25 protein-coding genes are annotated in these 23,737 nt (G+C 67.8%); 5 read left to right on the top strand and 20 right to left on the bottom strand.

Features of this window, described 5'->3' with window-relative positions; all coding sequences use genetic code 11:
* Positions 1–88: 88 nt before the first annotated feature.
* The 3 genes from M9979_RS03685 to M9979_RS03675 form a co-directional block, all read right to left on the bottom strand.
* The gene (locus M9979_RS03685; RefSeq protein WP_254287991.1) at positions 89–1,324 is read right to left on the bottom strand and encodes a cytochrome P450; all 1,236 of its coding nucleotides are present in this window, start codon (positions 1,322–1,324) and stop codon (positions 89–91) included.
* A 231-nt stretch (positions 1,325–1,555) separates the two neighbouring features.
* Complete coding sequence (locus M9979_RS03680) at positions 1,556–2,782, bottom strand: ABC transporter permease (protein ID WP_254287978.1); 1,227 nt, start codon at positions 2,780–2,782, stop codon at positions 1,556–1,558.
* Positions 2,779–3,696 (bottom strand): ABC transporter ATP-binding protein, encoded by a 918-nt coding sequence (locus tag M9979_RS03675; protein WP_254287990.1) that lies wholly within the window; start codon positions 3,694–3,696, stop codon positions 2,779–2,781. The genes M9979_RS03680 and M9979_RS03675 overlap by 4 nt, the downstream gene beginning before the upstream one ends.
* A gap of 71 nt (positions 3,697–3,767) precedes the next feature.
* On the opposite strand from M9979_RS03675, the gene queG reads away from it, so the two are divergent.
* The gene (gene queG, locus M9979_RS03670; RefSeq protein WP_254287989.1) at positions 3,768–4,799 is read left to right on the top strand and encodes a tRNA epoxyqueuosine(34) reductase QueG; all 1,032 of its coding nucleotides are present in this window, start codon (positions 3,768–3,770) and stop codon (positions 4,797–4,799) included.
* A gap of 159 nt (positions 4,800–4,958) precedes the next feature.
* Here the strand turns inward: queG and M9979_RS03665 are convergent, their stop codons facing one another.
* The 8 genes from M9979_RS03665 to M9979_RS03630 form a co-directional block, all read right to left on the bottom strand.
* Positions 4,959–5,813: a hypothetical protein gene (locus tag M9979_RS03665; RefSeq protein WP_254287977.1), complete on the bottom strand. Its 855-nt coding sequence runs from the start codon at positions 5,811–5,813 to the stop codon at positions 4,959–4,961.
* Between the two features lie 114 nt (positions 5,814–5,927).
* Positions 5,928–6,347 carry an Hpt domain-containing protein gene (locus M9979_RS03660; protein ID WP_254287976.1) on the bottom strand — a complete coding sequence of 140 codons (420 nt, stop codon included), beginning with the start codon at positions 6,345–6,347 and terminating at the stop codon, positions 5,928–5,930.
* 87 nt (positions 6,348–6,434) lie between these two features.
* Positions 6,435–7,808: a ribosome biogenesis GTPase Der gene (der, locus tag M9979_RS03655; RefSeq protein ID WP_254287975.1), complete on the bottom strand. Its 1,374-nt coding sequence runs from the start codon at positions 7,806–7,808 to the stop codon at positions 6,435–6,437.
* 254 nt (positions 7,809–8,062) lie between these two features.
* Positions 8,063–9,391 carry an outer membrane protein assembly factor BamB family protein gene (locus M9979_RS03650; RefSeq protein WP_254287974.1) on the bottom strand — a complete coding sequence of 443 codons (1,329 nt, stop codon included), beginning with the start codon at positions 9,389–9,391 and terminating at the stop codon, positions 8,063–8,065.
* Positions 9,388–10,131 carry a tetratricopeptide repeat protein gene (locus M9979_RS03645; protein ID WP_254287973.1) on the bottom strand — a complete coding sequence of 248 codons (744 nt, stop codon included), beginning with the start codon at positions 10,129–10,131 and terminating at the stop codon, positions 9,388–9,390. The genes M9979_RS03650 and M9979_RS03645 overlap by 4 nt, the downstream gene beginning before the upstream one ends.
* An 89-nt stretch (positions 10,132–10,220) precedes the next feature.
* The gene (panB, locus tag M9979_RS03640) at positions 10,221–11,087 is read right to left on the bottom strand and encodes a 3-methyl-2-oxobutanoate hydroxymethyltransferase (protein ID WP_254287972.1); all 867 of its coding nucleotides are present in this window, start codon (positions 11,085–11,087) and stop codon (positions 10,221–10,223) included.
* Positions 11,088–11,111: 24 nt separating this feature from the next.
* Positions 11,112–11,549 (bottom strand): hypothetical protein, encoded by a 438-nt coding sequence (locus M9979_RS03635; protein WP_254287971.1) that lies wholly within the window; start codon positions 11,547–11,549, stop codon positions 11,112–11,114.
* Between the two features lie 58 nt (positions 11,550–11,607).
* Positions 11,608–11,955, bottom strand: a complete 348-nt coding sequence (locus M9979_RS03630; protein WP_254287970.1) for an ArsC family reductase — start codon at positions 11,953–11,955, stop codon at positions 11,608–11,610.
* Positions 11,956–12,172: 217 nt separating this feature from the next.
* Here M9979_RS03630 and M9979_RS03625 point away from each other — a divergent pair, with 217 nt between their 5' ends.
* A complete protein-coding gene (locus M9979_RS03625) occupies positions 12,173–12,430 on the top strand; it encodes a PepSY domain-containing protein (protein WP_254287969.1) in 258 nt (85 codons plus the stop codon).
* 117 nt (positions 12,431–12,547) lie between these two features.
* Here the strand turns inward: M9979_RS03625 and M9979_RS03620 are convergent, their stop codons facing one another.
* Positions 12,548–13,246 (bottom strand): type 1 glutamine amidotransferase, encoded by a 699-nt coding sequence (locus tag M9979_RS03620; RefSeq protein WP_254287968.1) that lies wholly within the window; start codon positions 13,244–13,246, stop codon positions 12,548–12,550.
* Between the two features lie 383 nt (positions 13,247–13,629).
* Between M9979_RS03620 and M9979_RS03615 the strand changes: the two genes are divergently transcribed.
* Positions 13,630–14,277: a peptidylprolyl isomerase gene (locus M9979_RS03615; protein ID WP_422921477.1), complete on the top strand. Its 648-nt coding sequence runs from the start codon at positions 13,630–13,632 to the stop codon at positions 14,275–14,277.
* 67 nt (positions 14,278–14,344) lie between these two features.
* Complete coding sequence (locus M9979_RS03610) at positions 14,345–14,719, top strand: glycine zipper 2TM domain-containing protein (protein ID WP_254287966.1); 375 nt, start codon at positions 14,345–14,347, stop codon at positions 14,717–14,719.
* A gap of 38 nt (positions 14,720–14,757) precedes the next feature.
* Here the strand turns inward: M9979_RS03610 and dacB are convergent, their stop codons facing one another.
* From dacB to purL, 4 genes are all read right to left on the bottom strand, one after another.
* Positions 14,758–16,194, bottom strand: coding sequence for a D-alanyl-D-alanine carboxypeptidase/D-alanyl-D-alanine endopeptidase (gene dacB / locus M9979_RS03605; RefSeq protein ID WP_254287965.1), 1,437 nt, complete (start codon positions 16,192–16,194; stop codon positions 14,758–14,760).
* Between the two features lie 183 nt (positions 16,195–16,377).
* Positions 16,378–16,893, bottom strand: coding sequence for a bacterioferritin (gene bfr, locus M9979_RS03600; RefSeq protein ID WP_254287988.1), 516 nt, complete (start codon positions 16,891–16,893; stop codon positions 16,378–16,380).
* A gap of 107 nt (positions 16,894–17,000) precedes the next feature.
* Positions 17,001–17,171 (bottom strand): (2Fe-2S)-binding protein, encoded by a 171-nt coding sequence (locus M9979_RS03595; protein ID WP_254287964.1) that lies wholly within the window; start codon positions 17,169–17,171, stop codon positions 17,001–17,003.
* 310 nt (positions 17,172–17,481) lie between these two features.
* Positions 17,482–19,701, bottom strand: coding sequence for a phosphoribosylformylglycinamidine synthase subunit PurL (purL, locus tag M9979_RS03590; protein ID WP_254287963.1), 2,220 nt, complete (start codon positions 19,699–19,701; stop codon positions 17,482–17,484).
* 98 nt (positions 19,702–19,799) lie between these two features.
* Here purL and M9979_RS03585 point away from each other — a divergent pair, with 98 nt between their 5' ends.
* Positions 19,800–20,111: a polyhydroxyalkanoic acid system family protein gene (locus M9979_RS03585; RefSeq protein ID WP_254287962.1), complete on the top strand. Its 312-nt coding sequence runs from the start codon at positions 19,800–19,802 to the stop codon at positions 20,109–20,111.
* A gap of 162 nt (positions 20,112–20,273) precedes the next feature.
* Here M9979_RS03585 and fghA read toward each other — a convergent pair whose 3' ends face one another.
* From fghA to M9979_RS03565, 4 genes are all read right to left on the bottom strand, one after another.
* Positions 20,274–21,110, bottom strand: coding sequence for an S-formylglutathione hydrolase (gene fghA / locus M9979_RS03580; RefSeq protein ID WP_254287961.1), 837 nt, complete (start codon positions 21,108–21,110; stop codon positions 20,274–20,276).
* A complete protein-coding gene (gene purU / locus M9979_RS03575; RefSeq protein WP_254287960.1) occupies positions 21,107–21,988 on the bottom strand; it encodes a formyltetrahydrofolate deformylase in 882 nt (293 codons plus the stop codon). Before purU ends, fghA begins: the two co-directional genes overlap by 4 nt.
* Entirely contained in the window at positions 21,985–22,368 is a 384-nt protein-coding gene (locus M9979_RS03570; protein WP_254287959.1) for a VOC family protein, read from the bottom strand. Before M9979_RS03570 ends, purU begins: the two co-directional genes overlap by 4 nt.
* Before the next feature lie 215 nt (positions 22,369–22,583).
* On the bottom strand, positions 22,584–23,690 hold the full coding sequence (locus M9979_RS03565; RefSeq protein WP_254287958.1) for an S-(hydroxymethyl)glutathione dehydrogenase/class III alcohol dehydrogenase: 1,107 nt from the start codon (positions 23,688–23,690) through the stop codon (positions 22,584–22,586).
* Positions 23,691–23,737: the final 47 nt, after the last annotated feature.

Genomic DNA, 23,737 nt, shown 5'->3' with positions numbered 1-23,737 from the left:
ATGCCCTCCCCCAAGGAACAGGGCCGATCCGTACACATATCCGCATGACGGCGCTACGGCGTAGCGATGACAAGGCCGTCATCTGCGCTCAATAGCGGCTGATCTCCACCGGCAGCTGGCGATAGCCGTGGACGAAGCAGGCGGCGACCCGCGTCGGCTCCTCGAGCACGTTTACCCGCATCCGCCGCTTCGCCATCTCTTCGAGCAGGATGCCGATCTGCAATTCGGCGAGCCGCGCGCCGACGCAGCGGTGGATGCCGTGGCCGAAGGCGAGGTGACGGCGTGCATTGGGACGATCGACGACGAGGTCGTTCGCGTCCGGCCCGAACACGCTCTCGTCGCGATTGGCGGACAGATACCACAGCGCCAGCTTGTCGCCTTCGCGGATCGTCTGCCCCATCAGCTCGGTATCGCGCGTCGCGGTACGGCGCATGTGCGCGAGCGGCGTCTGCCAGCGGATGATCTCCTGCGTCGCATTGGCGATCAGCGCCGGGTCCGCCTCCAGCTTGGCACGGCTCTCCGGGAATTTATCGAGGCCGTAGGCGAGCGCCGACATCGAATTGCGCGTCGTGTCGTTGCCGCCGACGATCAGCAGGATCAGGTTTCCGATGAATTCGAAATGATCCATGTGGCTCATCGCGTCTGAATGGATCATCATGCTGATGAGGTCGGGGGTCTGTTCCTTGCCGACCTTGGCGTTCCACAGCCCCTGAAAATAGGCGCCGCATTCGTACATGTAGCCCAGCCGCTGCTTGCGCAGTTCCTCGTTCTTGACCAGCTCGATATCGCCCGCCCAGTCGGACCAGAAGGTCAGCTTGCGCCGGTCCTCCCACGGGAAGTCGAACAGGATCGCCAGCATCTGCGTGGTCAGTTCGATCGACACGGTATCGACCCAGTCGAAGCGCGTGTTCCACGGCAGGCTGTCGAGCAGTTCCTCCGTCCGGAGGCGGATGTCGCCGCTCATCCGCGTCATTTCCGACGGGGTGAAGGCGGGCGCGACGGTGCGGCGCTGGCCGGTGTGGACGGGCCGGTCGCGCGCGATGAACATCGGCATGCGCACGTCGCTTTCGGGCAGGAAGTCGGCGAGCGTGATCCCGCCTGCCTCCGACGAGTAGAGTTCGGGGAGCGATTCGACCTCGACGATCGGCTTGTAGGTCGAAACCGACCAATAGGGGCCGTAGTCGCTGTGCTCGCAACGATAGACCGGCGCCTCGGCACGCAGTCGGGCGAAGGGTTCGTGCCAGGTGTCGTCGCGGTACAGTTCCGCGCGGCTGACGTCGAGCGGATCGACGCGCGATTCGGCCGCCTGCATCAGGGTCGCCATCATCTCTCTCCTGCTTTTTGCGCAGGAGATACCGGACTGACACTTATGTCAATTGGGTAACGTTATGGTGAGGCGTGGAGGGGCGTTGAACTGCCAGATCGCGCCGTCACCCCGGGCTTGTTCCGGGTCCACCCGGCCGCAGGCGAACGGCAGGAGGCTCGGGCCGTATGCCTCGCCGCAGAGTGGACCCCGGAACAAGTCCGGGGTGACGGGGGGGCTTGGGGCAGGGCGTCAGCCCCTCGCGCGCTTCCAGAACGGCTTGGCGCTGCCCGATTGCAGCACGCCGCGGCGGAACAGGCGGGCGCCGAGCGTGATGAAGATCGTCACCCACAGCAATTGCCACGCGATCGCCGCGATATGCGGCCACAGGTCGGGCGAGGTCGCGGCGCGCCCCGCCATCGCGAAGGGCGAGGATAGCGGAAACATCTGTGCGACGGTCGCGATCCAGCCGTCGGGCCGCGCGGTGCCGGCGAGCGCCAGCGCCAGCATCCCCATCTGCAGCACCGAGATCGGCAGCGCGAGCATCTGGATCTCGCGCGGGGTCGATGCCTGCGCGCCGACGACGAGGAAGGCGGAGCCGAGCAGCAGGTAGGCCATCGTGAAATAGGTGACGAACAGCACGACGAACGCCGGTGTGCCGACCGCCGCCTGGATCGCCAGCGCCGAGGCGACGTCGGGCGGCAGCAACGATCCCAGCTTGGCGATGATCGTCCCCCAGAAGCCGACGAACAGGATCGCGACGCCGAACATGCCGAGCAGCTTGCCGAGGAACACGCTTTCCAGCGGCACCGCGGCGGCGAGCACCTCGATCACCTTGTTGTTCCGCTCCTCCGCCATCGTGCCGACGACCTGGCTGGCGAGGAACAGGTTGAGCAGGAATACGCCGAACACCGCGAACGACGCGGACTGGCGGCGGTTGCCCGCCGATCCGCCCTGCCGCTCCAGCGCCGTCTTGACCGCGGTGACGCGCGGCACGTCGCCGTTCAGCCGGTTGGCGGCGAGCGTCTCGGCGGCGAGCAACCCCAGGTAATCGGCGGCGCGCTTGCCGCGCGGGCCGTAGAGCACCTGCGGCGTCTCGAGCGGGCCGTAGAGGACCGCGGTCGCCTCATAATCCTTGCTCGCGAAGGCGGCACGCGCCTGCGCGGCGGGATCGCCGGCGGGGCGCAGCGTGGTGAGGCCCGGTGGCGCCTCCTCGTCGCGGCGGAAGACGGCGCGCAGGCGGGTGTCCGCCTCGGCGATCGTGCGGGCGTTCGCATCGGGGACAATCGCGACGATGCGCGTCTTGTCGGCGCGGCCGTCGGCGACGCTCGCCGCGCCCATGCCGCCGATCGCGCCGAACGATCCCATGATGACCGGCGCGAACAGGAACAGGAGGAAGATCGGCGTGAACACCGTCGCGATGAAGTCGCGCCGTGCGATGGTCATCGCCTGGCGCAGCGTGCGCAGCAGGTTGCTCATGCCGGCTCTCCTTCGGCGGCATCGCGCCCGACGATGCGGACGAAGGCGTCGTGCAACCCGGGCCGCTCGATCGACAGCCCGCCGATGCCGTAGCCGCGTTCGATCAGCGTCACCAGCAACCCCTCGATCCCCTCGCGCGGCAGCTGGAAGCGCCAGCCATCCCCGTCCGGCGTCGCATCGTGCGGCAGGACCTCCGCGACGCCCGCTTGCGGACGCGCGGGCAGGTAGCGGACCCGGCTGGGCAGCGTCCCGCGCGCCTCGTCCACCGTACCTTCGAACCGGCGCTTGCCGCCGGCGATGATCGCGAGGCGATCGCAGACACGCTCGGCATGCGCCATGATGTGCGTCGAAAACAGCACGGTCGCGCCGCGATCCCGCTCGGCGAGGATCAGCGCCTCCAGCTTCTCCTGATTGACCGGGTCGAGGCCTGAGAAGGGCTCGTCGAGCACCAGCAGGTCGGGACGATGCACCACCGATCCGAGCAGCTGGACGAGCTGCGCCATCCCCTTCGACAGCTTCTTGATCTTCTCGTCGATCGCGTGGCCGAGGCCGGCAGCCTCCATCATCTCGGCGGCCCGCGTCCGGCCGGTGCGGCGGTCGAGCCCGCGCAGCGCGCCCATGAAGGCGATCGCGTCGCGTGCCTTCATCGACGGATACAGGCCGCGCTCCTCGGGCAGATAGCCGACGCGGTCGCTCGCCTCGCGGGGGCTGAAATGGCCGAGGATCGACCGGCGGCCCTCGTCGGGTTCGATGATGCCGAGCAGCGTGCGCAGCGTCGTCGTCTTGCCGGCGCCATTGGGGCCGAGCACGCCGTAGATCGCGCCGCGCGGCACGATCAGGTCGATGCCGTCGACGACGCGGCGTTCGCCGAAGCGCTTCACCAGATGTTCGGCGAACACCGCCGGATCGTTCACTGTCACGCTGTATCCCCGTTCATGGATTGTGGTAGCGGGGCGACGTGTCCGAACACAAGCGACAAGCCAGTATCGAAGATCGGATCAAGGCGAAGGCAGCGGAGCTCGGCTTCGTCGCCTGCGGCATCGCGCGTGCCGACGCCGCGCCGAGGAGCGGCGAGCGGCTGCGGCAATGGCTTCACGAAGGACGCCACGGCGGCATGATCTGGATGGAAGAGCGCAGCCATCATCGCGGCTCGCCCGCCGGCCTGTGGGACGCGGTGCGCAGCGTCGTGTCGCTCGGCATGAGCTACGCCCCCGCCGCCGATCCGCTGCGGCTGGCGGAGGAGGGGGAGGTCGGGCGTATCTCGATCTATGCGCAGGGCGGCGACTATCACGACGTCGTCAAGAAGGCGCTGAAGGCGCTCGGCCGCTGGCTGGCGCAGGAGGCGGGATGCGACCTCAAGGTGTTCGTCGACACCGCGCCGGTGATGGAGAAGCCGCTCGCCGAGGCGGCGGGATTGGGCTGGCAGGGCAAGCACACCAACCTCGTCAGCCGCGCGCATGGCAGCTGGCTGTTCCTCGGCGCGATCTATACGACGCTTGATCTGGTGCCGGACGCGCCGGGGCACGACAGCTGCGGTTCGTGCGACGCGTGCCAACGGGTGTGTCCGACCGATGCTTTCCCGGCGCCCTACCGGCTCGATGCGCGGCGCTGCATCTCGTACCTGACGATCGAGCATGCCGGGCCGATCCCCGAGGAGTTCCGCGCAGGGATCGGCAATCGCATCTACGGCTGCGACGATTGTCTGGCGGTCTGTCCGTGGAACAAGTTCGCGGCGTCGGCGGCGGCGAACATGGCGTTTCATCCGCGTGCCGAGCTGACCGCGCCGCCGCTGGCCGACCTGCTGGCGCTGGACGATGCCGGCTTTCGACAGGTGTTCTCGGGATCGCCGATCAAGCGGATCGGGCGCAATCGCATGGTCCGCAACGCGGCGATCGCCGCGGGGAACAGTGGCGCCCCCTCGCTGCTGCCGGTGCTGGAGCGATTGCGCGAGGATGCCGATCCCGTGGTGGCGGAGGCCGCCATCTGGGCGATCGCGCGGCTGCGGGATGAGGGTTGACGGGCGTGGGTGCTAGAGCAGAATGACGCCAGACGGGATCGCCTTTTCCACCGTTCGCCCTGAGCCTGTCGAAGGGCTGGCTTCCGCAGGCGTCGGGCTTGTGGAGAGCAGGGCTTCGACAGGCTCAGCCCGAACGGGTCAGGTTCATGTCATCCCGGTCTAGGCCGGCGATTTGGAGACCGCGGGCCGGCACAGTTGCCGGACGCGAGGTATCCCTGACAAGCTATAACTCTTCGGCTTGTGAAATGGTCGAAACGGATAGAGCCACAAGCCGGGCTCTTCGTTACGAAGGTTGGCTGACAGTATCGCATTCAAGTCCGAGGCGCGGTTATAGGCTTTGCGAACGTCGGACCAGTCCGCCTGCGTAAGAAAGGATGCGCGTTCGAGTGCGCGAAACTCCCGCCAAATGCTGCGCTCGTCCTTGATGACCTCGTCGAAGGTCCGATAGACACCGATTGGCTCGAAAAACTTGGCCTGATCGGTTATCGGCATGTGCGAGAACGCCTGACTGGCGATCGCCATGTCAAATGCATAGGTCTGAACCACGCTGGCAGTAGGAGCGCCTATCGGGCCGACGATACCCAGTGGCTCGCCCTGATCGTGACGGGAGAGGATCGTCGCAATGTCGCCAAGGCGTCGGTCGACGCATGACTGCATCTCCTGTCGCGACAGCATCGCGCCATAGGCATCCTCCACAGTAGCGCTCAGCGACTCCTTGGTCTCGCCGACCACATGCCGCCAATGGAGCGACTCTACGGCTTGCTCACCACCGAGCGCGATCAACACGCCGATGACGATCACGCCTATTTCATTGATGAATTCGCGCCAGCTGTGAACAGGTTTGGGCTTGTGAATGTCCAATTGCTCTTCCCCGTCCACATCGCGAGCGAGGACCGGTGACGCGTCAGGCGCTCCGTCTGCGCTTGTCAGCGCTTCATGCTGCCCTTTATCCCCCACCTTCCCATTGTGCCAATCCCGCCCGGAGTTGGCAACGTGAATGTCCAAATTGGGCATGTGCTGCCACCGCCGCATTGGCTTCCATGGTCGATGCGTGGGGCATGAGTCTCACCTGTGCTTCGACAGGCTCGGCACGAACGGGAGAGGTGGGGGCGAGCTACGGCGACGCGGTCAGAAGCCGCCCGGTCTGCGGCCGAAGCCGCCGGCCGACTTGCGCGGGACCAGCGGGTTGGCCTCGCGCTCCAGCAGGTTGAGCGTTTCGAAGAACAGCGGGCGCAGGCGGACGACATGCTCCAGCGCCTCTTCGCAGGTATCCTGCCGCTCGACGCAGTCGCGGGCGATCTCCTCGATCGTCTCGGCGAGGCTGGCGAGCGGTTCGGCGCCGAACTGGCGGGCCTCGCCCTTCAGCGTGTGCGCCGGGATGACCATCGCCGCGGCGCTCTTGCCGCGCATCGCCTGCTCGATGACCGATACCGACTTCACGCCATCCTCGCGGAAATAGCCCAGGATGCGCACGAATCCGGCGCCGAGCTCGGCGCGCGCCCGCGCGAACGCCGTCCAATCCACCAACGTGCTGCCTTCGAACGACACTGCGACCTCCTCACACGATGGATCGTCCCATCACGGATCGGAGACCTGTCTACGCCCAAGCGGTAAACACGAAGTTGCCGCCGTACGTTACTCCTTATCGGCGAAGGGATTTTTTGGCGCGCGGAAGGTGATGCGGACGGGCACCGCGCCGAAATCCAGATCCTTGCGCATCGAATTGACCAGATAGCGTTCGTAGCTCGCCGGCAATTGGTCGACGCGGGTGCCGAAGATCACGAAGCTGGGCGGGCGCGTCTTGACCTGCGTCACGTAGCGCATCTTGATCCGCTTGCCGCCGGGGGCGGGGGGCGGATTGGCCTCGATCGCGCGTTCGAACCAGCGGTTGAGCTCGCCGGTGCCGACGCGCTTCGACCACGCCTCGCGCGTCTCGAACGCGGCCTGGATCAGCTGGTCGATGCCCTTGCCAGTCGCCGCCGACACGGTCATCACGGTGACGCCCTTTACCTGGCTGAGGCCATCCTCCAGCGCGCGCTTGACGCCGTTGAACAGCGACGAGGCATTCTCGGCGACGTCCCATTTGTTGAGCGCGATGACGAGCGCGCGACCCTCTTCGAGCACCTTGTCGGCGATGCGCAGGTCCTGCGCCTCCAGCCCCAATGTCGCGTCGAGGAGGAGCACGACGACCTCGGCGAAGTCGACCGCGTGGAGCGCGTCGGCGACCGACAGTTTTTCCAGCTTGTCCTGTACCTTGGCGCGCTTGCGCATGCCGGCGGTGTCGATCAGGCGGACGGGGCGGGGGGCGCCCAGACGGTCGTACCACATCCAGTCGACCGCGATCGAATCGCGCGTGATCCCGGCTTCGGGACCGGTAATCATCCGGTCCTCGCCGAGCATCTTGTTGATGAGGGTCGATTTGCCCGCATTGGGGCGGCCGACGATCGCGAGCTTCAGCGGCGCGTCGGGGCGGTCGTCGTCTTCCTCTTCGGGCATCGCCTCGAGCGCGGCCTCGATATGCGGCAGCAGCGCCTCGAACAGGTCGCCCATGCCCTCGCCATGTTCGGCGGACAGCTGCACCGGATCGCCGAAGCCGAGGCTGAGCGATTCGAGGATGCCCTGTTCGCCCGCTTTCCCTTCCGCCTTGTTGGCGGCGAGCACGACGGGGGTGGAGGAGGAGCGCAGCCAGCGGGCGATCTCCTCGTCCAGCGGCACGATGCCGGCGCGCGCGTCGAACAGGAACAGCGCGACATCGGCCTGGCCGATCGCCGCCTCGGTCTGCAGCCGCATCCGGCCGGGCAGCGTCTGCGCGTCGTGATCCTCGTAGCCCGCGGTGTCGATGACGCGGAAATCGAGGCCGATCAGGCTGGCGTCGCCCTCGCGCCGGTCGCGCGTCACGCCCGGACGGTCGTCCACCAGCGCGAGTTTCTTGCCGACGAGGCGGTTGAACAGCGTGGACTTGCCGACATTGGGACGGCCGACGATCGCGACGGTGGGAAGACGGGACATGGTCGCGCTTTAGGGGAGGCGGGGGGAAACACCAAATGTTCGCGGGGTGGGGGGAGGGGCCTATGTACAGATGCAGCGCGGCGCCAAATCTCCTCCGTCACCCCGGACGTGTTCCGGGGTCCACCGTGCGGCAAGGCGCAGCGCCCGATATGGGAGCGATGCGCCCGCGGAATAGTGGACCCCGGAACACGTCCGGGGTGACGGTTTCCTTGGGGCGGTGACGCGCGTCACACGACGATGCGCGCCCGCTAGTTCTACTTGTACGCGGTGATCTTACCCGACTGGCCCAGCGTGTACAGCGTGCCGTTGGCGACGACCGGCGGCAGGGCGAAGCTGTCCTTGGCGTCGATCGTGTTCACCACGCTGCCGTCGTTGGCGGAGGCGAAGACGACCTGGCCCAGCGAATTGGTCAGTACCAGGCGGTTGCCCGCCAGGATCGGCCCGAACCAGGTGACCTGCGGCCCCTTGCTCTTCTTGGCGTTCTTGAAGCGCTGCAGCGAGGCGATCCAGCGCGCCTTGCCGTTCGAGCGGGCGAGGCAGATCAGCCGCGCATCGTCGGTGACGACGAACAGCCAGTCGCCCGCGATCCACGGCGTCGAGATGCCGGCGAAATTCTGCTCCCACAGCCGCTGGCCGGTGGCGAGGTCGAGGCTGACCATGCGTCCGCCCTGCCCGACCGCGAAAACGCGGCCGTTGTCGATCACCGGCGCGGCGTCGATGTCCGACAGGCTCGACACCGACGTGGTGATCGAGGTGCGCGACAGCGCGTCGCCCCACAGCACACGTCCGTTTTCGTAGCGATAGGCGTTGAGTTCGCCGCTCGAGAAGCCGGCGACGACGGTGCCCTGGCTCGCCGAGGGCGCGGCGACGCCGAACACGCCCTGCGTCTCCAGCGTCCCCGACTGCGCCCACTGGACCTTGCCGTCGGCCTGATCGAGCGCGAAGATCTGGTTGTCCTGACTCAGCACGTAGACCGATCCGTTGGCGACCGTCGGCGCACCGCGCAGCGGGCCGCCGGGCTTGGCGCGCCAGACTTCCTTGCCGTCCGCGGCGTTGACCGCGACGACGTCGCCGACGCCATCGGTGGCGAACACCTTGCCGCCGTCATAGCTGACGCCGCCGCCGAAGCGCGCCGGGCGGTTCTCGTCGCCGCTGCTGACCGTGGCGGTCCACAGTTTCGCACCGGTGTCGGCGGCGAAGGCGTGGAGCTGCGCCTGTACGTCGACGACGAACAGCTTGTTCTCGGCGATCACCGGCGCGGCGCCCAGGCGCTCGCGGTTCGACCCGCCGTTGACCGACGCCTGCCAGCTGCGCGACGGGCTTTCGCCCAAGGCCAGCTGCCCCATCGACTTGGCGGCATTGCCACCCGGCTGCGTCCAGGAATCGTTCGCCGCGGGCGCGGGCAGCGTCACCTGGATATCGGCGAGCGTGCGATCGGCCTCGATCGCGTTCTCCGACGTCAGGATCGGCACGCGCTCGCCGACCGTCGGCGTCTTCTTCGGCCCGCCGCCCTTGAAGATGCCGCAGGCGGACAGCGCCATCAGGGCGGCGATACCGACGGTGGCCCGGAACTTGGTCGTCATTGCGCGGGTGCTTCCTTGGATGATGCGGCGGATACGCTGGCGGGGCTGACCACGCGCACGCTGGCGGCGGCGGCATCGACGCCCATCGTGCCGGCCATCTGAACGGCGCGTTGACGGATCGAATCGGGCACGGTCTCGCTCTGCGCGAGCTGGCCGAACAATGGCCCGGCGAGATCCTTGCGACCGCTGTCGAGATAGGCGATCGCGACCAGTTCGCCCGCGCTGCCGAAATAGGCGTTGCCGGGGACCGCCAGCGACCGCAGCCGCTCGATCACCACCTGCGGCTTCAGCGTGTCGTATTCGGCGACGGTCTGGCGGATCAGCGCGAGATCGCGGAACGGCTGGGCGATGCTCGCGTCGCCGGCGATCGCGGCGAATTTGGCGGCGGCGGCCTTGTCCTGCTTCTTGCTGAGTAGGATATCGGCCTGCGTCATCAACGCCAGCGCCTTGTACCCGTCGCGGCCCTCGCTCGCGATCGGCGCCAGCGTCTTGGCGGCGGCGTCGGGCTGGGTGTTGCCGAGCGCGTCATAGGCGACCTGCAGCTGCTCGCCCTGCACGCCCGCGGCCTCGGCCCGGCGATGCTGCCAGTAGAGGAAGCCGGCGAAGGCGGCGAGCGCGACCACCACCGCGGCGATCGTCCAGCGGCCGTAGCGTTCCCAGAAGGTCATCAGCTGGTCGCGGCGCAGTTCGTCGTCGACTTCGCGCAGGAAGGCTTCGTTGTTTTGCGGCGTAAGGGCCAAGGAGGGCTCCGGACGAAAGTGGATGAAGGGCGCGCACTCTTAGCGGCGACGGTTGCGAAACAAAAGGTCACGCAAACGGTCGGGGCCGATCATGGCTTGGACGGATAGATCTGATCGGGTCCCGGGAAGCTGCGCGCCCTGACTTCGCCGGCATAGGCCTCGGCTGCGGCGGAAATGCGGCCGGCCATGTCGTCGTAGCGCTTCACGAAGCGCGCGGTGCGTTCGAACAGGCCGAGCATGTCCTCGGCGACCAGTACCTGCCCGTCGCAGCGCGCCGATGCGCCGATGCCGATCGTCGGGCAGGCGACCTCTTCGGTGATGCGGATCGCGATGGGCTCCATCACGCCCTCGATGACGATCGCGAAGGCGCCGGCGTCGGCGATCGCGGTCGCGTCGGCGACGATCTTCGCCGCTTCCGCGTCGCTCTTGCCGCGGGCGCCGTAGCCGCCGAGCACGTTGACCGCCTGCGGCGTCAGGCCGACATGGCCCATCACCGGAATGCCGCGCTCGCTGAGGAAACGCACGGTCGGCGCCATCGCCTCGCCGCCCTCCAGCTTCACCGCCGCTGCGCCGGTCTGCTTGAGCAGCGTCGCCGCGCTCTCGAACGCCTGTTGCGGCGAGGCTTCGTAGCTGCCGAACGGCATGTCGATGACGACGACCGCATGATGGCTGCCGCGGACCACCGCCGCGCCGTGCGCCGCCATCATCTCGAGCGTCACCGGCACGGTCGAGGGCAGGCCGTAGATCACCTGCCCAAGGCTGTCGCCGACCAGCAGCATGTCGCAATGCGGATCGAGCAGCTGCGCGGTGCGCACCGTATAGGCGGTCAGCATCACCAGCGGCTCGGCATCCGGCCCCTTGCGGCGGCGGATCGCCGGCACGGTCAGCCGCCGGGCGAGCGACGGCGTCGGGTTGGCGCGGCTGGTCGCGGTGTCGATCGTGAAGGTCGTGGACATGGGGTGCGCCTTATCCGCTCGCGCCTATCCGATCCATCCCTGCCGCCGCGCATGGCGGGACAGCCAGAGGCCGAAGGCGGCGACCGCGGCGATGAAGACGGGGAAGGGGACGACCTGCGCCGCGCCGCGCACCGCGATCAGGTCGGTTGCGGCGAACAGCCAGCCGAACTGGATGACGATGGCGACCAGTGACACGGCGAACAACGGGCCTGCGAACCGGCTGCGCAGCGCCAGCGCCAGCGCCGCCGCCAGCCCGCTGAAGGTCGCGACGGCGTAGACCGGATTGTACCAGAACGGGAGGGTCGCATAGAGCCGCCGGTAATAGGCATCCGCCGGCCCCATCGCCTCCGCGCCGAGCCGCAGCTGCTGGACGCACGCGAACACCCCGACCGCGCCCCAGATCACCAGCACCACCGCGACGATCCCGAACCACGCCGGTGGCCGCCTGTCCGATTGCGTCATCCTCGCCCCCTCTCTCGATCGGACGGGATGCTGCGCGTTTCGCGGCCCCTGCGCAACCTCAGCCGAGCGCCGCCGCCCAGCCATCGGGCTTGAACCCGACGAGCAGCACGCCGTCCCGCTCCAGCACCGGCCGCTTGATGATCGACGGCTGCGCGAGCATCAGCGCGATCGCCCTGGCGGTATCGATGTCGGCTTTGTCCGCGTCGGGCAGCTTGCGGAACGTCGTGCCCGCGCGATTGAGCAACGCCTCCCACCCGAGCCGGTCGACCCAGGCCGTCAGCCGCTCGCGGTCGACGCCCATCGTCTTATAGTCGTGAAAGTCGTACGCGATCCCCTCGGCATCGAGCCACGCCCGCGCCTTCTTCACCGTGTCGCAGTTGCGGATGCCGTAGAGCGTGGTCGTCATCGTCGTGTCCCTGGAGAGCTACGCCGGGATAGCCCCGCTACCGGCAAAATGCAGCACGTTCGATGGATCGCAGACGTCCTTTGGGGGAGGGGAGTTGACGGCGGCTTTCGCCCCAACGGCGGACGTTCGAGTGGATGACTGTCCGACCCCTTACGCGTTCATTGTAACGGAACAATGCTCGCGTTCGAGAACTTGATCCACGTCAAAGGAGACTGACATGTCCATCAAACTACTGATCGCTGCTATTGCCTTGGCTGGTATTGGAACCCCTGCACTGGCCGACATGCCCGGCAAAGGCTGGATTAGCAGCGCGAAAGTGAAGAACATACTTGCGAAACGTGGCTACAGAGTAACCAAATTAGAAGCAGATGATGGACATTGGGAAGGTGAAGCCACGAAAGCGAACATCAAATTCGAGTTCCATGTCGATCCGCGTTCGGGTGCGATAACGAAAATGGAACGCGATCACAGTTGAGCTCGTCGGAAAGCAAACTGCGCTGTAAGGGAGGCAGGCGAAATATGTTCGCTAGCCACCAGAACTCGCCATTCGCTTCAACTCGGTCGCCGGCGAATGATGCCCAGTCGTTTCATGTTAGCCAGTTGCGCCCGTCTCCAGATACCGGTTGAGCCATTGGCCGATGGCGGCGTTATCGCTGGCGCCGGCTAGCGACTGCGTCGCCGTCTCGCGCAGCGTCGGGTCGATGTCCGGCGCGCGGTGGGCGGCGATCAGGGCGGTGGCGTAGGGGGCGTCGAATTCCGGGTGGAATTGCAGCGTCAGCGCTGCGCCGTCCGCATAGGCGAGCGCGGCGCAGGGGGTGAAGGCGCTCGCGGCCAGTATCTCGGCACCGTCGGGCGCGGCGACGACCTGATCCTGATGCGATGCCATCGCAGTGACCGCCTGGCCCAGTTCGGGGACCGGGCAGGCGAGGGCGTAGCGGTGGAGGCCGAGGCCCCAGCCTTGCGGTGCCTTGACCACGGTGCCGCCGAAGGCGTGCGCGATCGCCTGATGACCGAAGCAGATGCCGATCAGCCGTGCCTTGCCGCGCGCGTCGCGCAGGAAGCGGAACAGCGATTCGGTCCAGCCTAGGCCGTCGTGGACCCCGGCGGCGGAGCCGGTGACGACATAGGCGTCGCACGCTGTCACCGCCGTCGGCAGGTCGCCGCCGCGGACGTCGTAGCGCGCGTAGCGGTGGCGGGGACCGAGAAGCCGCGCGACCATCGCGGAATAATCGCCGTGCTCGACCGCGAGATCGCCCGGCGGCGCGCCGGTTTCGAGGATGCCGATATGCATGGGGTCATGCCATAGCCGGTGCGATGGGCCGGGGGAACCGCGGGGGAGAATCGGAATGCGCCGATCGACTCGATCCCCCGCGCCCCGAACACGCCGTTGCCGGTTTTACCGGCTGGCTCCGCTCCGCTTATATCTCGTTGACGGCGCGTTCTGGGCGAGGGGGTTCCTACGCCGAATCGCAGCCAAAAAAAAGGCCGGTCAGGGACCGGCCGAAAAGTTTTTAGGAGAGGATGCCTGAAAGGCACAGTCGTTGTGCATCGCAGCACGATCCGGCGCAATTGCAAAAGGTGCAATCAAGCGTTCGTCCGGCGCAATCGTATCCGATTTTCGCGCGAGTCGGGCAGCTTGCGCCAAGGGCGTACTGCGCATAGCGAACGCGAACGATGCGTCTTTCCATGATCCTGCTCGCAGCCGCAGCGCTGGCCGGTGCTGCACCTGCAGCTGCACCGCGCGGCCCGGCGCTCGTCCGCGTCCGCCTCGACACGCCTTATGGCCCGATCGTCCTCGCGCTGGAGGCGCGCCGCGCACCGCGCACCGTCGCCAATTTCATGGGCTATGTCGACGACGGGCGCTTCGACGGGATGAGCTTCTACCGGTCGGCGCGCAATCGCAGCGCGCCGACCTATGGCTTCATCCAGGGCGGCATTCGCACCGATGCGCGCCGCATCCTGCCGCCGTTCCCGCTGGAGACGACCGCGATGACCGGCATCAGGCATCTCGACGGCACGATCTCGATGGCGCGGCGCGCCGAGGCGGGGTCGGCGGGCGGCAATTTCTTCATCACCGTGGGACCGATGCCGAGCATGGACGCGAAGGGCAGCTATCCCGGCTATGCCGCCTTCGGCCACGTCGAGTCGGGGATGCCGGTGATCCGCCGCATCCTGGCGCTGCCGACCGGCGGCGGGATGGGCGGGCAGCTGCTGCTGCGCCCGATCAAGCTGCTCCGCGCACGGCGGCTGACCGGCACGCCGCGCCCGACCGGGCTGGTCAAGCCATGGCTGGTCAAGACCAAGGCGCCGGCGCCGAAATAGGACAGTGCCTGCAACCAACCGCCGCGATGCGCGGTTATCCCGCTGCTATTGGCAAGGAGGATGACCGATGAAGACCGGATGGCTCGCCGTATTGGCGATGGTGACGATGGCGTCGCCGGTGACGACGGGTGCGGCGATGGCGCAGCGCGGCGATTATCGCTGGCAGGGCGACCGCGGCGGCCGTTGGGAGCCCGCCGACCATTACCGGTCGGGCAAGTATCGCGAACGCCGGCTGAGCCGCAACGACCGCATCTACAAGGGGCGCGACGGCCGTGCCTATTGCCGGCGCAGCGACGGGACCACCGGGCTGGTGGTCGGCGCGCTCGGTGGTGGCGTGCTCGGCAACCTCGTCGGTGGCGGGACGCTCGGCACGTTGCTCGGCGCGGGCGGCGGTGCGGTGCTCGGCCGCTCGATCGACCGCGGCAATGTGAAATGCCGCTGATCTAAACCGGACCGGCGCCGCAGCGGATGCGGCGCCGGTCAGCGTTCGGCGGCGATCAGCAGCAGCGCGGCATCGACCGCCGCGGTTGCCGACCCGTCCGCCGGCATGTCGTTGGCATAGCTGGCGAAGATCAGCGTCCGGCCGCTGCGCGCCGTCATGAATCCGGCGAGCGCGGACGCCGCGTTGAGCGTGCCGGTCTTGGCCATGATGCGCCGGTCGAGCGCGGTCCCGGCGAAGCGGCGGCGCAGCGTGCCATCGACGCCGCCGACCGGCAGCGTCGCGCGCCACGCGGCCCCCCAGCGCTGGCTCTGCGTCCAGCGCAGGAACCGTGCGACCCCGCGCGGCGAGACCCGATTGTAGCTCGACATCCCCGATCCGTCGGCCAGGTCGTAGCGCCAGCGCTCGACACCGGCGCGGGTCAGCATCGCCGAGACGCGCGCCTGCCCGTCGAGGATCGAGCCGCTGCCGGTGATCCGTCCGATCCGGCGCAGCAGCAGTTCGGCATGGAGGTTCTGGCTGACCCTGTTGGTAAGCGCCAGATCCTCGGCGAGCGGGCCCGGCGTGGCCTGCGCCAGCGCCGGCGGCGCAGGTAGGCGGGCGACGGGGGCGCCGCCACGCGTCGCGGGATCGTCGTCCGGTGCGGGCGGCCGGTGGCGGACGGTCACCGTGCCCGTCACCCGCACCCCGCGCGCGATCAACAGTGCGTGCAGCCGCCACGCGGCGTAATCCGCGGGATCGTCGATGCCGACGCGCAACGGCTCGGGCGCCGCACCGGGCGCGATCGTTCCCTCGACCCGCAGCGTGCGGCTGCCGGGCAGCCGGTCGAGGCGGATCGCGGTGCGGCCGCCGGTAGTGACGCGATTGTCGAGCGTATAATAAGGCAGCATCGCGATCCGTGCCGGGCCATGGCCGGCGGCGGGGGTGACCGTGACGCGCAATTCGTTGTCGTCGAGCGTCAGCGCCGACACGCCGGTGCCCGATCGCGTGGGGATGTTGTTCCAGCTCATCCCCGGGCTCCAGCGCTCGTTGGGGAACAGGCTGTCGTCGCCCACCACGTCGCGTACCCTCCGGGTTTTCGCCGCGACCGCATCGGCGAGCGATGCGAGGCAATCGGCCGCGCAATCGTCGGCGCTCGACAGGCGCGCGTCGCCGTGGCCGGTGAGGATCACGTCGCCGCGTTCGATCCGCACGCTGGCCCCCGATTCGCGATCGGGCTGCGTCACGTCGCCGAGCGCGTCGAACGCCGCGGCGGTGGTGAAGATCTTGGTGTTGGAGGCAGGGACGAAGCGGTCGTCGGGCGCGATCGCGACGATCTCGGCGCCCGTATCGTCGAGCACGACCAGTCCGAACCGCGTGCCGGGGCCTGCGCTGCGCAGCGTCGCGGCGACCCGGTCCTGCAATCCTGCCCGCTCGTCGGCGGCGGCCGGAGCCGCCGCCGACATCAGCAATACCGCGGCGATCGTCATCCTGCGCATCGGGCGGCAGCCTATAGACTGACGACGGCGAGTCTATCCTGCTTTGCGCCGTTCGCTCTGGTGACCAGGCGAAGCGCCCGCGGGGGACCTTTCACCTGTTCACTGTCCGTGTGCCTGAGACCCACCGGTGCTTCGACAGGCTCAGCACGAACGGATTGGGCGCATCGCGTTGCCCGAAGCGCGTCAGCCCTTCAGGTAGGGCGCGGCGCCCGCCTTGGGCGAATCATGCTCGCTGATCGAATTGAGCTGGACGTAATTGTGGATGCCCATCCGCTCGATCATCTCGAACTGGCGTTCGAGCGTGTCGACATGCTCTTCCTCGCTGGCGAGGATGCGCGCGAACAGGTCGCGGCTGATATAGTCGCGGACTTCCTCGCAATAGGCGATCGCGCCCTTCAGCTGGACGACCGCCTCTTCCTCCATCGCGAGGTCGGAGCGGAGCACTTCCTCGACCGTCTCGCCGATGCGCAGGCGGCCGAGCAGCTGGAAATTGGGCAGGCCGTCGAGGAACAGGATGCGCTCCGACAGCCAGTCGGCGTGCTTCATCTCGTCGATCGATTCCATCCGCTCATACTGAGCGAGCTTGTAGACGCCCCAATGGTCGAGCATCCGGTAATGGAGCCAATATTGGTTGATCGCGGTCAGCTCGTTCTTGAGCGCCTCGTTCAGATATTCGATGACCCGCGGGTCGCCCTTGATCGCCATGTGCCAAACCTTTCGAACCGATGGCGCGGATGTACGCGCCACGGGCTCGTTACGGCAAGTCAAAAATGGCGGAAATCTGCGGTTTTTCGGGTTTGCGAACGTTATGCAGCAGCGCGTTCGGTATCGATAATGGCTCGCGCTACCACTGTGCACTGGCCGCATTTCGGCTGGCAGCCGAGCGACCGGTAGGCCTGGCACGCCGTCAGGCAGCCGCTGCGCGCGGCGGCCCGGACCTGGGTCTCACGGATGGCATTGCAGACGCAGACGACCATGAACGCTCCTTCGCTTCGCCCTGACGGATAGGGCTAATGCGAAACGTTCGCAAGCTGGTTTGCGACTGATTCGCAGTCGCTGGCGCTCGGTTCGTCGCAAATGAAGGGGGCTGGTTCTTTGACACCTGCGCGCATTCAACCGTTTGGCAGGCGCAGTCCGTTCTCCAATCCCTTCGTCACCCCGGATTTGTTCCGGGGTCCACGGTTGGGCAGGCGTGAAGCTTGAGCCTCTTGTCCGACGCCCGCGGCCCAGTGGACCCCGGAACGAGTCCGGGGTGACGGGGGGAGGCTGGGCGATCGGACGAACGCCTCACGCCACCGCGGCGTCGGTCCCCATCAGCTTGGGGAAGAAGCCTTCATGCGCGCTGCGCAGGTCGTCGATCGCCACCACGTCGTCGCGATCGGGGCGTTCGAAGATCAGCCGCTTGCCGCCGGTGCGACCCAGCGGTTCCGCTTCGACGCCGGCGGCATGCGCGGCGCCGAGGAAGTCGAGCAGCGCATGGTCGTGGACGGTGACGACATAGACGCCCTGGTCCTCCGCGAAGAAGGAACGGGCGCAGCCGAACGGCTGCTTGCGGTCGATCATCGCGCCGATATTGCCGGCTAGCGCCATCTCGGCGAGGGTCACCGCGATGCCGCCGTCCGACACGTCGTGGACTGCCGACAGCTGGCCCTCAAGAATCGCGGTGCGGATCAGGTCGCCGGTCTTGCGCTCGGCGGCGAGATCGACCGGCGGCGGCGGGCCTTCCTCGCGGCCGTGGCACTCGCGCAGGTAGAGCGACTGGCCGAGATGGCCGCCGCGCTTGCCGACGGCGAGGATGATGTCGCCGGTGCCCTTGAAGGCGATCGTCGCGTTCTTCGTCCAGTCCTTGAGCAGGCCGACGCCGCCGATCGCGGGGGTCGGCAGGATCGCGCTGCCGCCGCCGGTCGCCTTCGATTCGTTGTAGAGGCTGACGTTGCCCGAGACGATCGGGAAGTCGAGCGCGCGGCACGCCTGCGCCATGCCGTCGAGGCAACCGACGATCTGGCCCATGATCTCGGGGCGCTGCGGATTGGCGAAGTTGAGGCAATTGGTGATCGCAAGCGGCGTCGCGCCGACTGCGGTCAGGTTGCGCCACGCCTCGGCGACCGCCTGCTTGCCGCCTTCGATGGGGTCGGCGAAGCAATAGCGCGGGGTGCAATCGGTGGTGATCGCCAGCGCCTTGTCGGTGCCGTGGACGCGGACGACCGCGGAATCGCCGCCTGGGGCCTGTACCGTGTCGGCGCCGACCATGTGGTCATATTGTTCCCAGATCCAGCGGCGACTGGCGACGTCGGGCGAGCCCATCAGCGTCAGCAGGTCGGCGGCGATGTCCTTGCTTTCCGGCACGTCGGTGAGCGGCGCGGGCTTCGGCGTCGGCACGTGCGGGCGGTCGTAGAGCGGCGCCTCGTCGGCGAGCGGGCCGAGCGGGATGTCGCAGACGGTCTCGCCCTTCCACGTCAGCACCATGCGGCCGGTGTCGGTGACGCGGCCGATGACCGCAAAGTCGAGCTCCCATTTGCGGAAGATCTTCTCGGCCTCCGCCTCGCGGCCGGGTTTCAGGACCATCAGCATGCGCTCCTGCGATTCGGAGAGCATCATCTCGTACGGCGTCATGCCGGTTTCGCGCTGGGGGACGTCGTCCATCACCAGCTCGATGCCGACGCCGCCCTTCGACGCCATCTCGACGCTGGAGGAGGTGAGGCCGGCGGCGCCCATGTCCTGGATCGCGACGATCACGTCGGTCGCCATCAGTTCGAGGCAGGCCTCGATCAGCAGCTTTTCGGTGAAGGGATCGCCGACCTGCACGGTGGGGCGCTTGGCGTCGGCATCCTCGCCGAAATCGGCCGAGGCCATCGTCGCGCCGTGGATGCCGTCGCGGCCGGTCTTGCTGCCGACGTGGACGATCGGGTTGCCGATGCCGCTGGCGGCGGAATAGAAGATCTTGTCCTGATCGGCGACGCCGACGGTCATCGCGTTGACGAGGATGTTGCCGTCATAGGCGGGGTGGAAATTGACCTCGCCGCCCACCGTGGGGACGCCGACGCAATTGCCATAGCCGCCGATGCCGTGGACGACGCCGCTGATGAGGTGGCGCATTTTCGGGTGCGTCGGCGAGCCGAAGCGCAGCGCGTTCATGTTGGCGATCGGCCGCGCGCCCATCGTGAAGACGTCGCGCAGGATGCCGCCAACGCCGGTCGCGGCGCCCTGATACGGCTCGATGTACGACGGGTGATTGTGGCTCTCCATCTTGAAGATGGCGGCCTGGCCGTCGCCGATGTCGATCACGCCGGCATTCTCGCCGGGCCCGCAGATCACCTGCGGGCCTTCGGTGGGGAGCTTCTTCAGATGGATGCGCGAGGATTTGTAGCTGCAATGCTCGGACCACATCACCGAGAAGATGCCGAGTTCGACGAGATTGGGCGTCCGGCCCAGCGCGGCGAGGACGCGCTCATATTCTTCAACGGACAGGCCGTGGTCGGCAACGATCTGGGGCGTGATCTCGGTCATGGCCGCGCCTTAGCGGGGCGGGGCGGTTTCGTCACCATCGCTGATCGGTTGCACCGCACCGGCGGCGGGGGCAGGGGGCGACCGAACCGGAGACGATCATGGCCACTATCCCTTTCGACATTCCCCACGCCCTCGGCCGCGACGAGGCGCGCCGCCGGATCGAGGCGGGGCTGCCCAAGCTCGCGCAGCATATCCCCGGCGGCGGCACGGTGGAGGCGGAATGGACCGGGCCGGATGCGCTGGTGCTGGGAATCGTCGCGATGGGGCAGAAGGTCGGCGTCGACATGGCGGTGGGCGAGGGCAGCGTCGGGGGCACGGTCAAGGTGCCGATGATGCTGGCGATGATGTCCGGCCCGATCGCCGAGTTCGTGAAGACGAGTGCGGAGAAGATGCTGGCGAAGGAGGCCTGAACGACCTGCGTGGTCGGCGAGCACGCTCGCACCTATTTCCTCGTCACCCCGGACTTGTTCCGGGGTCTACGGCGCGGCAGGCGTAAAGGCTAGAGGCTCCAGTCCGACGCTTGCGGAACAGTGGACCCGGGAACAAGTCCGGGGTGACGAAGAGGGGTTGGGCTATTTCAACCGTTCGGCATGCCAGGCGAGATGATCGGCCATGAAGGTCGCGATGAAATAGTAGCTGTGGTCGTAGCCCGGCTGCATCCGCAGCGTCAGGTCGATGCCCGCCGCTGCGCACGCTTCCGCCAGCAGATGCGGTTTCAGCTGTTCCTCCAGAAACTGGTCCGCATCGCCCTGATCGACCAGCAGCGCCGGCACCCGCGCGCCATCCTCGATCAGCGAGACCGCGTCGTGGCGGCGCCATGCCGCACGATCGTCGCCGAGATAGCCGCCGAGCGCCTTCTCGCCCCACGGCACCCGTGACGGCGCGACAATCGGGGCGAAGGCGGACACCGCGCGGAACCGCTCGGGCAGCGTCAGGCCGATGGTCAGCGCGCCGTGGCCGCCCATCGAATGGCCCATGATCGACTGGCGCGCCATGTCGGCGGGGAAATGCGCGGCGATCAGCGGAGGCAGCTCCTCGGTGACGTAGGACCACATGCGGAAATGCGGCGCCCAGGGCGCCTGCATCGCATCGACGTAGAAGCCGGCGCCCTGGCCGAAGTCGTAGGCGGGATCGTCCGCGACGTCCTCGCCGCGCGGGCTCGTGTCGGGCGCGACGAAGATCAGCCCCAGTTCGGCGCAGGCGCGGCGATAGTCGCCCTTGTCGGTGACATTGGCGTGCGTGCAGGTGAGGCCCGACAGATACCAGACCACCGGCAGCCGCGCGCCCTCGTCATGCGGGGGCACATAGACCGAGAAGGTCATCGGCGTGCCCGTCGCCGTGGACTGATGGCGATAAACGCCCTGCGTGCCGCCATAGGCCCTGGCGGTGGATAGCGTTTCGAATGTCATCGGAAAATCACCGTGCGGTTGCCGTTGAGGAAGACGCGCCGTTCGCCGACCCAGGCGACGGCGCGGGCGAGCACCTGCGCCTCGATATCGCGGCCGATGCGGATGAGGTCGTCGACGCTGGCACGATGGTCGACGCGTTCGACCGCCTGTTCGATGATCGGCCCCTCGTCGAGGTCGGCGGTGACGAAATGCGCGGTCGCGCCGATCAGCTTCACCCCGCGGGCATGCGCGCGATGATAGGGCTGCGCGCCCTTGAAGCCGGGCAGGAAGCTGTGGTGGATGTTGATGCAGCGCCCGGCCAGCCCCTCGACCAGCCGCGGCCCCAGCACCTGCATGTAGCGTGCGAGGACGAGGTAATCGGCGCGGGTGTCCGCCATTAGCGACAGGATCGCCGCCTCCTGCGCATCGCGCGTCGCGGCCTCGACGGGCAGATGGTGCCAGGGCAGGCCGTGCCATTCGACCAGCGGCCGCAGGCTGTCGTGGTTGGACAGGACGCCGACGATCTCGACCGGGAGCGTCCTGGTCTGCCAGCGGTGGAGCAGGTCGTTGAGACAGTGCGAGCCCTTCGACACCGCGATCAGCACGCGCGGGCGGTGATCCGCCGCGTCGAGGCTCCAGTCGAAGCCGAAGGTGTCGGCCACCGGCGCGAGTGCGGCACGCACCCCGGCCGGGTCGGCGGGAAAACGCTCGCCGGCGCCCGTGAAGACGACGCGCATGAAGAAGCGCCCCGTCTCCAGATCGGCATATTGCTGGCTGTCGAGGATGAAGCCGTCGATACCGGCCAGCGCGCCCGATACCGCCGCGACGATGCCGACACGGTCCTGGCAGGCGAGCGTCAGGACGCTGACGGCGCCGGGAACCGTGCCGGCGCCGGTCACGCCGGCACGCGGTGCATCGCGCACACCTTGTTGCCCGCGGGATCGCGCAGATAGGCGAGGTAGAGCTTGCCGAACGGCGCCTCGCGGATGCCGGGTTCGTCCTCGATCGCGGTGCCGCCCGCCGCGACGCCGGCGGCGTGCCAGGCATCCGCCGCCTCGGGGCTGGCGGCGGCGAACCCGATCGTTCCGCCATTGGCATGGCAGGCGGGCTCGCCGTTGATCGGTCGGGTCAGCAGAAACGCGCCTGCAGGGTGCATGTAGATCACCCGCCCCTTGGGATCGACCCGCCCCGGCGCGATGCCGAGCGCGCCGAGCGTCGCGTCGTAGAAGGTCTTGGCGGCGTCGAGATCGTCGGTGCCGAGCATGACGTGGCTGAACATAATGGTCCTCTCTTGTTGATTATTCGTGTTCGTGTTGCGCCTGCCTCATGTCCCCCGTCACCCCGGACTTGTTCCGGGGTCCACTCCGCGGCGAGGCAATCGGCAAGAGCCTCTTGTCCCAAGCTTGCGGCGCGGTGGACCCCGGAACAAGGGACCCCATCGAAGTAATACTTTGATGGGACCCAAATCCGGGGTGACGAAAGGGTGGGGCGGGGTTAGTAGATCACCACCGACCGGATGCTCTCGCCCGCGTGCATCAGGTCGAAGCCCTTGTTGATCTCGTCGAGCGTCAGGCGGTGGGTAATCATCGGGTCGATCTGGATCATCCCGTCCATGTACCAGTCGACGATCTTGGGCGTATCCGTCCGTCCGCGCGCGCCGCCGAAGGCGGTGCCGCGCCAGTTGCGCCCCGTGACCAGCTGGAACGGGCGGGTGCTGATCTCCTTGCCCGCCTCCGCCACGCCGATGACGATCGACGTGCCCCAGCCGCGGTGGCAGCATTCGAGTGCCTGGCGCATCACGTCGGTGTTGCCGGTCGCGTCGAAGCTGTAGTCGGCGCCGCCGTCGGTCAGCTGAACGATATGCGGCACGATGTCGCCCACCACCTTGGGGTTGGCGAAATGCGTCATCCCGAATTTGCGGCCCCAGTCTTCGCGGGTCGCGTTGATGTCGACGCCGACGATCATCTTCGCGCCCGCGAGCCTCGCGCCCTGGATGACGTTGAGGCCGATGCCGCCGAGGCCGAAGACGACGACGGTGTCGCCCGGCTGCACCTTGGCGGTGTGGACCACCGCACCGACGCCGGTGGTGACGCCGCAGCCGACGTAGCAGCTGGTGTCGAACGGCGCGTCTTCGCGAATCTTCGCCACCGCGATCTCGGGCAGCACGGTGAAGTTCGAGAAGGTCGAACAGCCCATGTAGTGGAAGATCGGCTGACCCTTGTAGCTGAACCGCGTCGTGCCGTCGGGCATCAGCCCCTTGCCCTGCGTCGCGCGGATCGCGGTGCACAGGTTCGTCTTGCCGCTGAGGCACGACTTACACTGGCGACATTCGGGCGTGTAGAGCGGGATGACGTGGTCGCCGGGGGCGACGCTGGTGACGCCCGCGCCGACCTCGCGGACGATGCCCGCGCCTTCGTGGCCGAGCACGCTGGGGAACAGCCCCTCGCTGTCCAGCCCGTCGAGCGTATAGGCGTCGGTATGGCAGATGCCGGTCGCCATGATCTCGACCAGCACCTCGCCGGCCTTCGGCCCTTCGAGATCGAGTTCGACGATCTCGAGCGGGCGTTTCGCTTCGAAGGCGACGGCGGCGCGGGTCTTCATGGGGCTGCTCCGATGACAATGGCCATCGCGGTTACCGCCGGATCATC

The organism is Sphingomonas liriopis, assembly GCF_024211255.1.
In the GTDB taxonomy this organism is placed as follows: Bacteria; Pseudomonadota; Alphaproteobacteria; order Sphingomonadales; family Sphingomonadaceae; genus Sphingomonas; species Sphingomonas liriopis.
Note: the sequence above shows the minus strand (reverse complement) of the source record. Positions and strands in the feature narration are given on the sequence as shown.

Coding starts and splice junctions, on each gene's coding strand:
- M9979_RS03685 (WP_254287991.1), bottom strand. CDS start 1,324: ATGGCGACCCTGATGCAGGCGGCCGAATCGCGCGTCGATCCGCTCGAC.
- M9979_RS03680 (WP_254287978.1), bottom strand. CDS start 2,782: ATGAGCAACCTGCTGCGCACGCTGCGCCAGGCGATGACCATCGCACGG.
- M9979_RS03665 (WP_254287977.1), bottom strand. CDS start 5,813: ATGCCCAATTTGGACATTCACGTTGCCAACTCCGGGCGGGATTGGCAC.
- der (WP_254287975.1), bottom strand. CDS start 7,808: ATGTCCCGTCTTCCCACCGTCGCGATCGTCGGCCGTCCCAATGTCGGC.
- M9979_RS03650 (WP_254287974.1), bottom strand. CDS start 9,391: ATGACGACCAAGTTCCGGGCCACCGTCGGTATCGCCGCCCTGATGGCG.
- panB (WP_254287972.1), bottom strand. CDS start 11,087: ATGTCCACGACCTTCACGATCGACACCGCGACCAGCCGCGCCAACCCG.
- M9979_RS03635 (WP_254287971.1), bottom strand. CDS start 11,549: ATGACGCAATCGGACAGGCGGCCACCGGCGTGGTTCGGGATCGTCGCG.
- M9979_RS03630 (WP_254287970.1), bottom strand. CDS start 11,955: ATGACGACCACGCTCTACGGCATCCGCAACTGCGACACGGTGAAGAAG.
- M9979_RS03625 (WP_254287969.1), top strand. CDS start 12,173: ATGTCCATCAAACTACTGATCGCTGCTATTGCCTTGGCTGGTATTGGA.
- M9979_RS03620 (WP_254287968.1), bottom strand. CDS start 13,246: ATGCATATCGGCATCCTCGAAACCGGCGCGCCGCCGGGCGATCTCGCG.
- M9979_RS03615 (WP_422921477.1), top strand. CDS start 13,630: ATGCGTCTTTCCATGATCCTGCTCGCAGCCGCAGCGCTGGCCGGTGCT.
- M9979_RS03610 (WP_254287966.1), top strand. CDS start 14,345: ATGAAGACCGGATGGCTCGCCGTATTGGCGATGGTGACGATGGCGTCG.
- dacB (WP_254287965.1), bottom strand. CDS start 16,194: ATGCGCAGGATGACGATCGCCGCGGTATTGCTGATGTCGGCGGCGGCT.
- M9979_RS03595 (WP_254287964.1), bottom strand. CDS start 17,171: ATGGTCGTCTGCGTCTGCAATGCCATCCGTGAGACCCAGGTCCGGGCC.
- purL (WP_254287963.1), bottom strand. CDS start 19,701: ATGACCGAGATCACGCCCCAGATCGTTGCCGACCACGGCCTGTCCGTT.
- M9979_RS03585 (WP_254287962.1), top strand. CDS start 19,800: ATGGCCACTATCCCTTTCGACATTCCCCACGCCCTCGGCCGCGACGAG.
- fghA (WP_254287961.1), bottom strand. CDS start 21,110: ATGACATTCGAAACGCTATCCACCGCCAGGGCCTATGGCGGCACGCAG.
- M9979_RS03570 (WP_254287959.1), bottom strand. CDS start 22,368: ATGTTCAGCCACGTCATGCTCGGCACCGACGATCTCGACGCCGCCAAG.
- M9979_RS03565 (WP_254287958.1), bottom strand. CDS start 23,690: ATGAAGACCCGCGCCGCCGTCGCCTTCGAAGCGAAACGCCCGCTCGAG.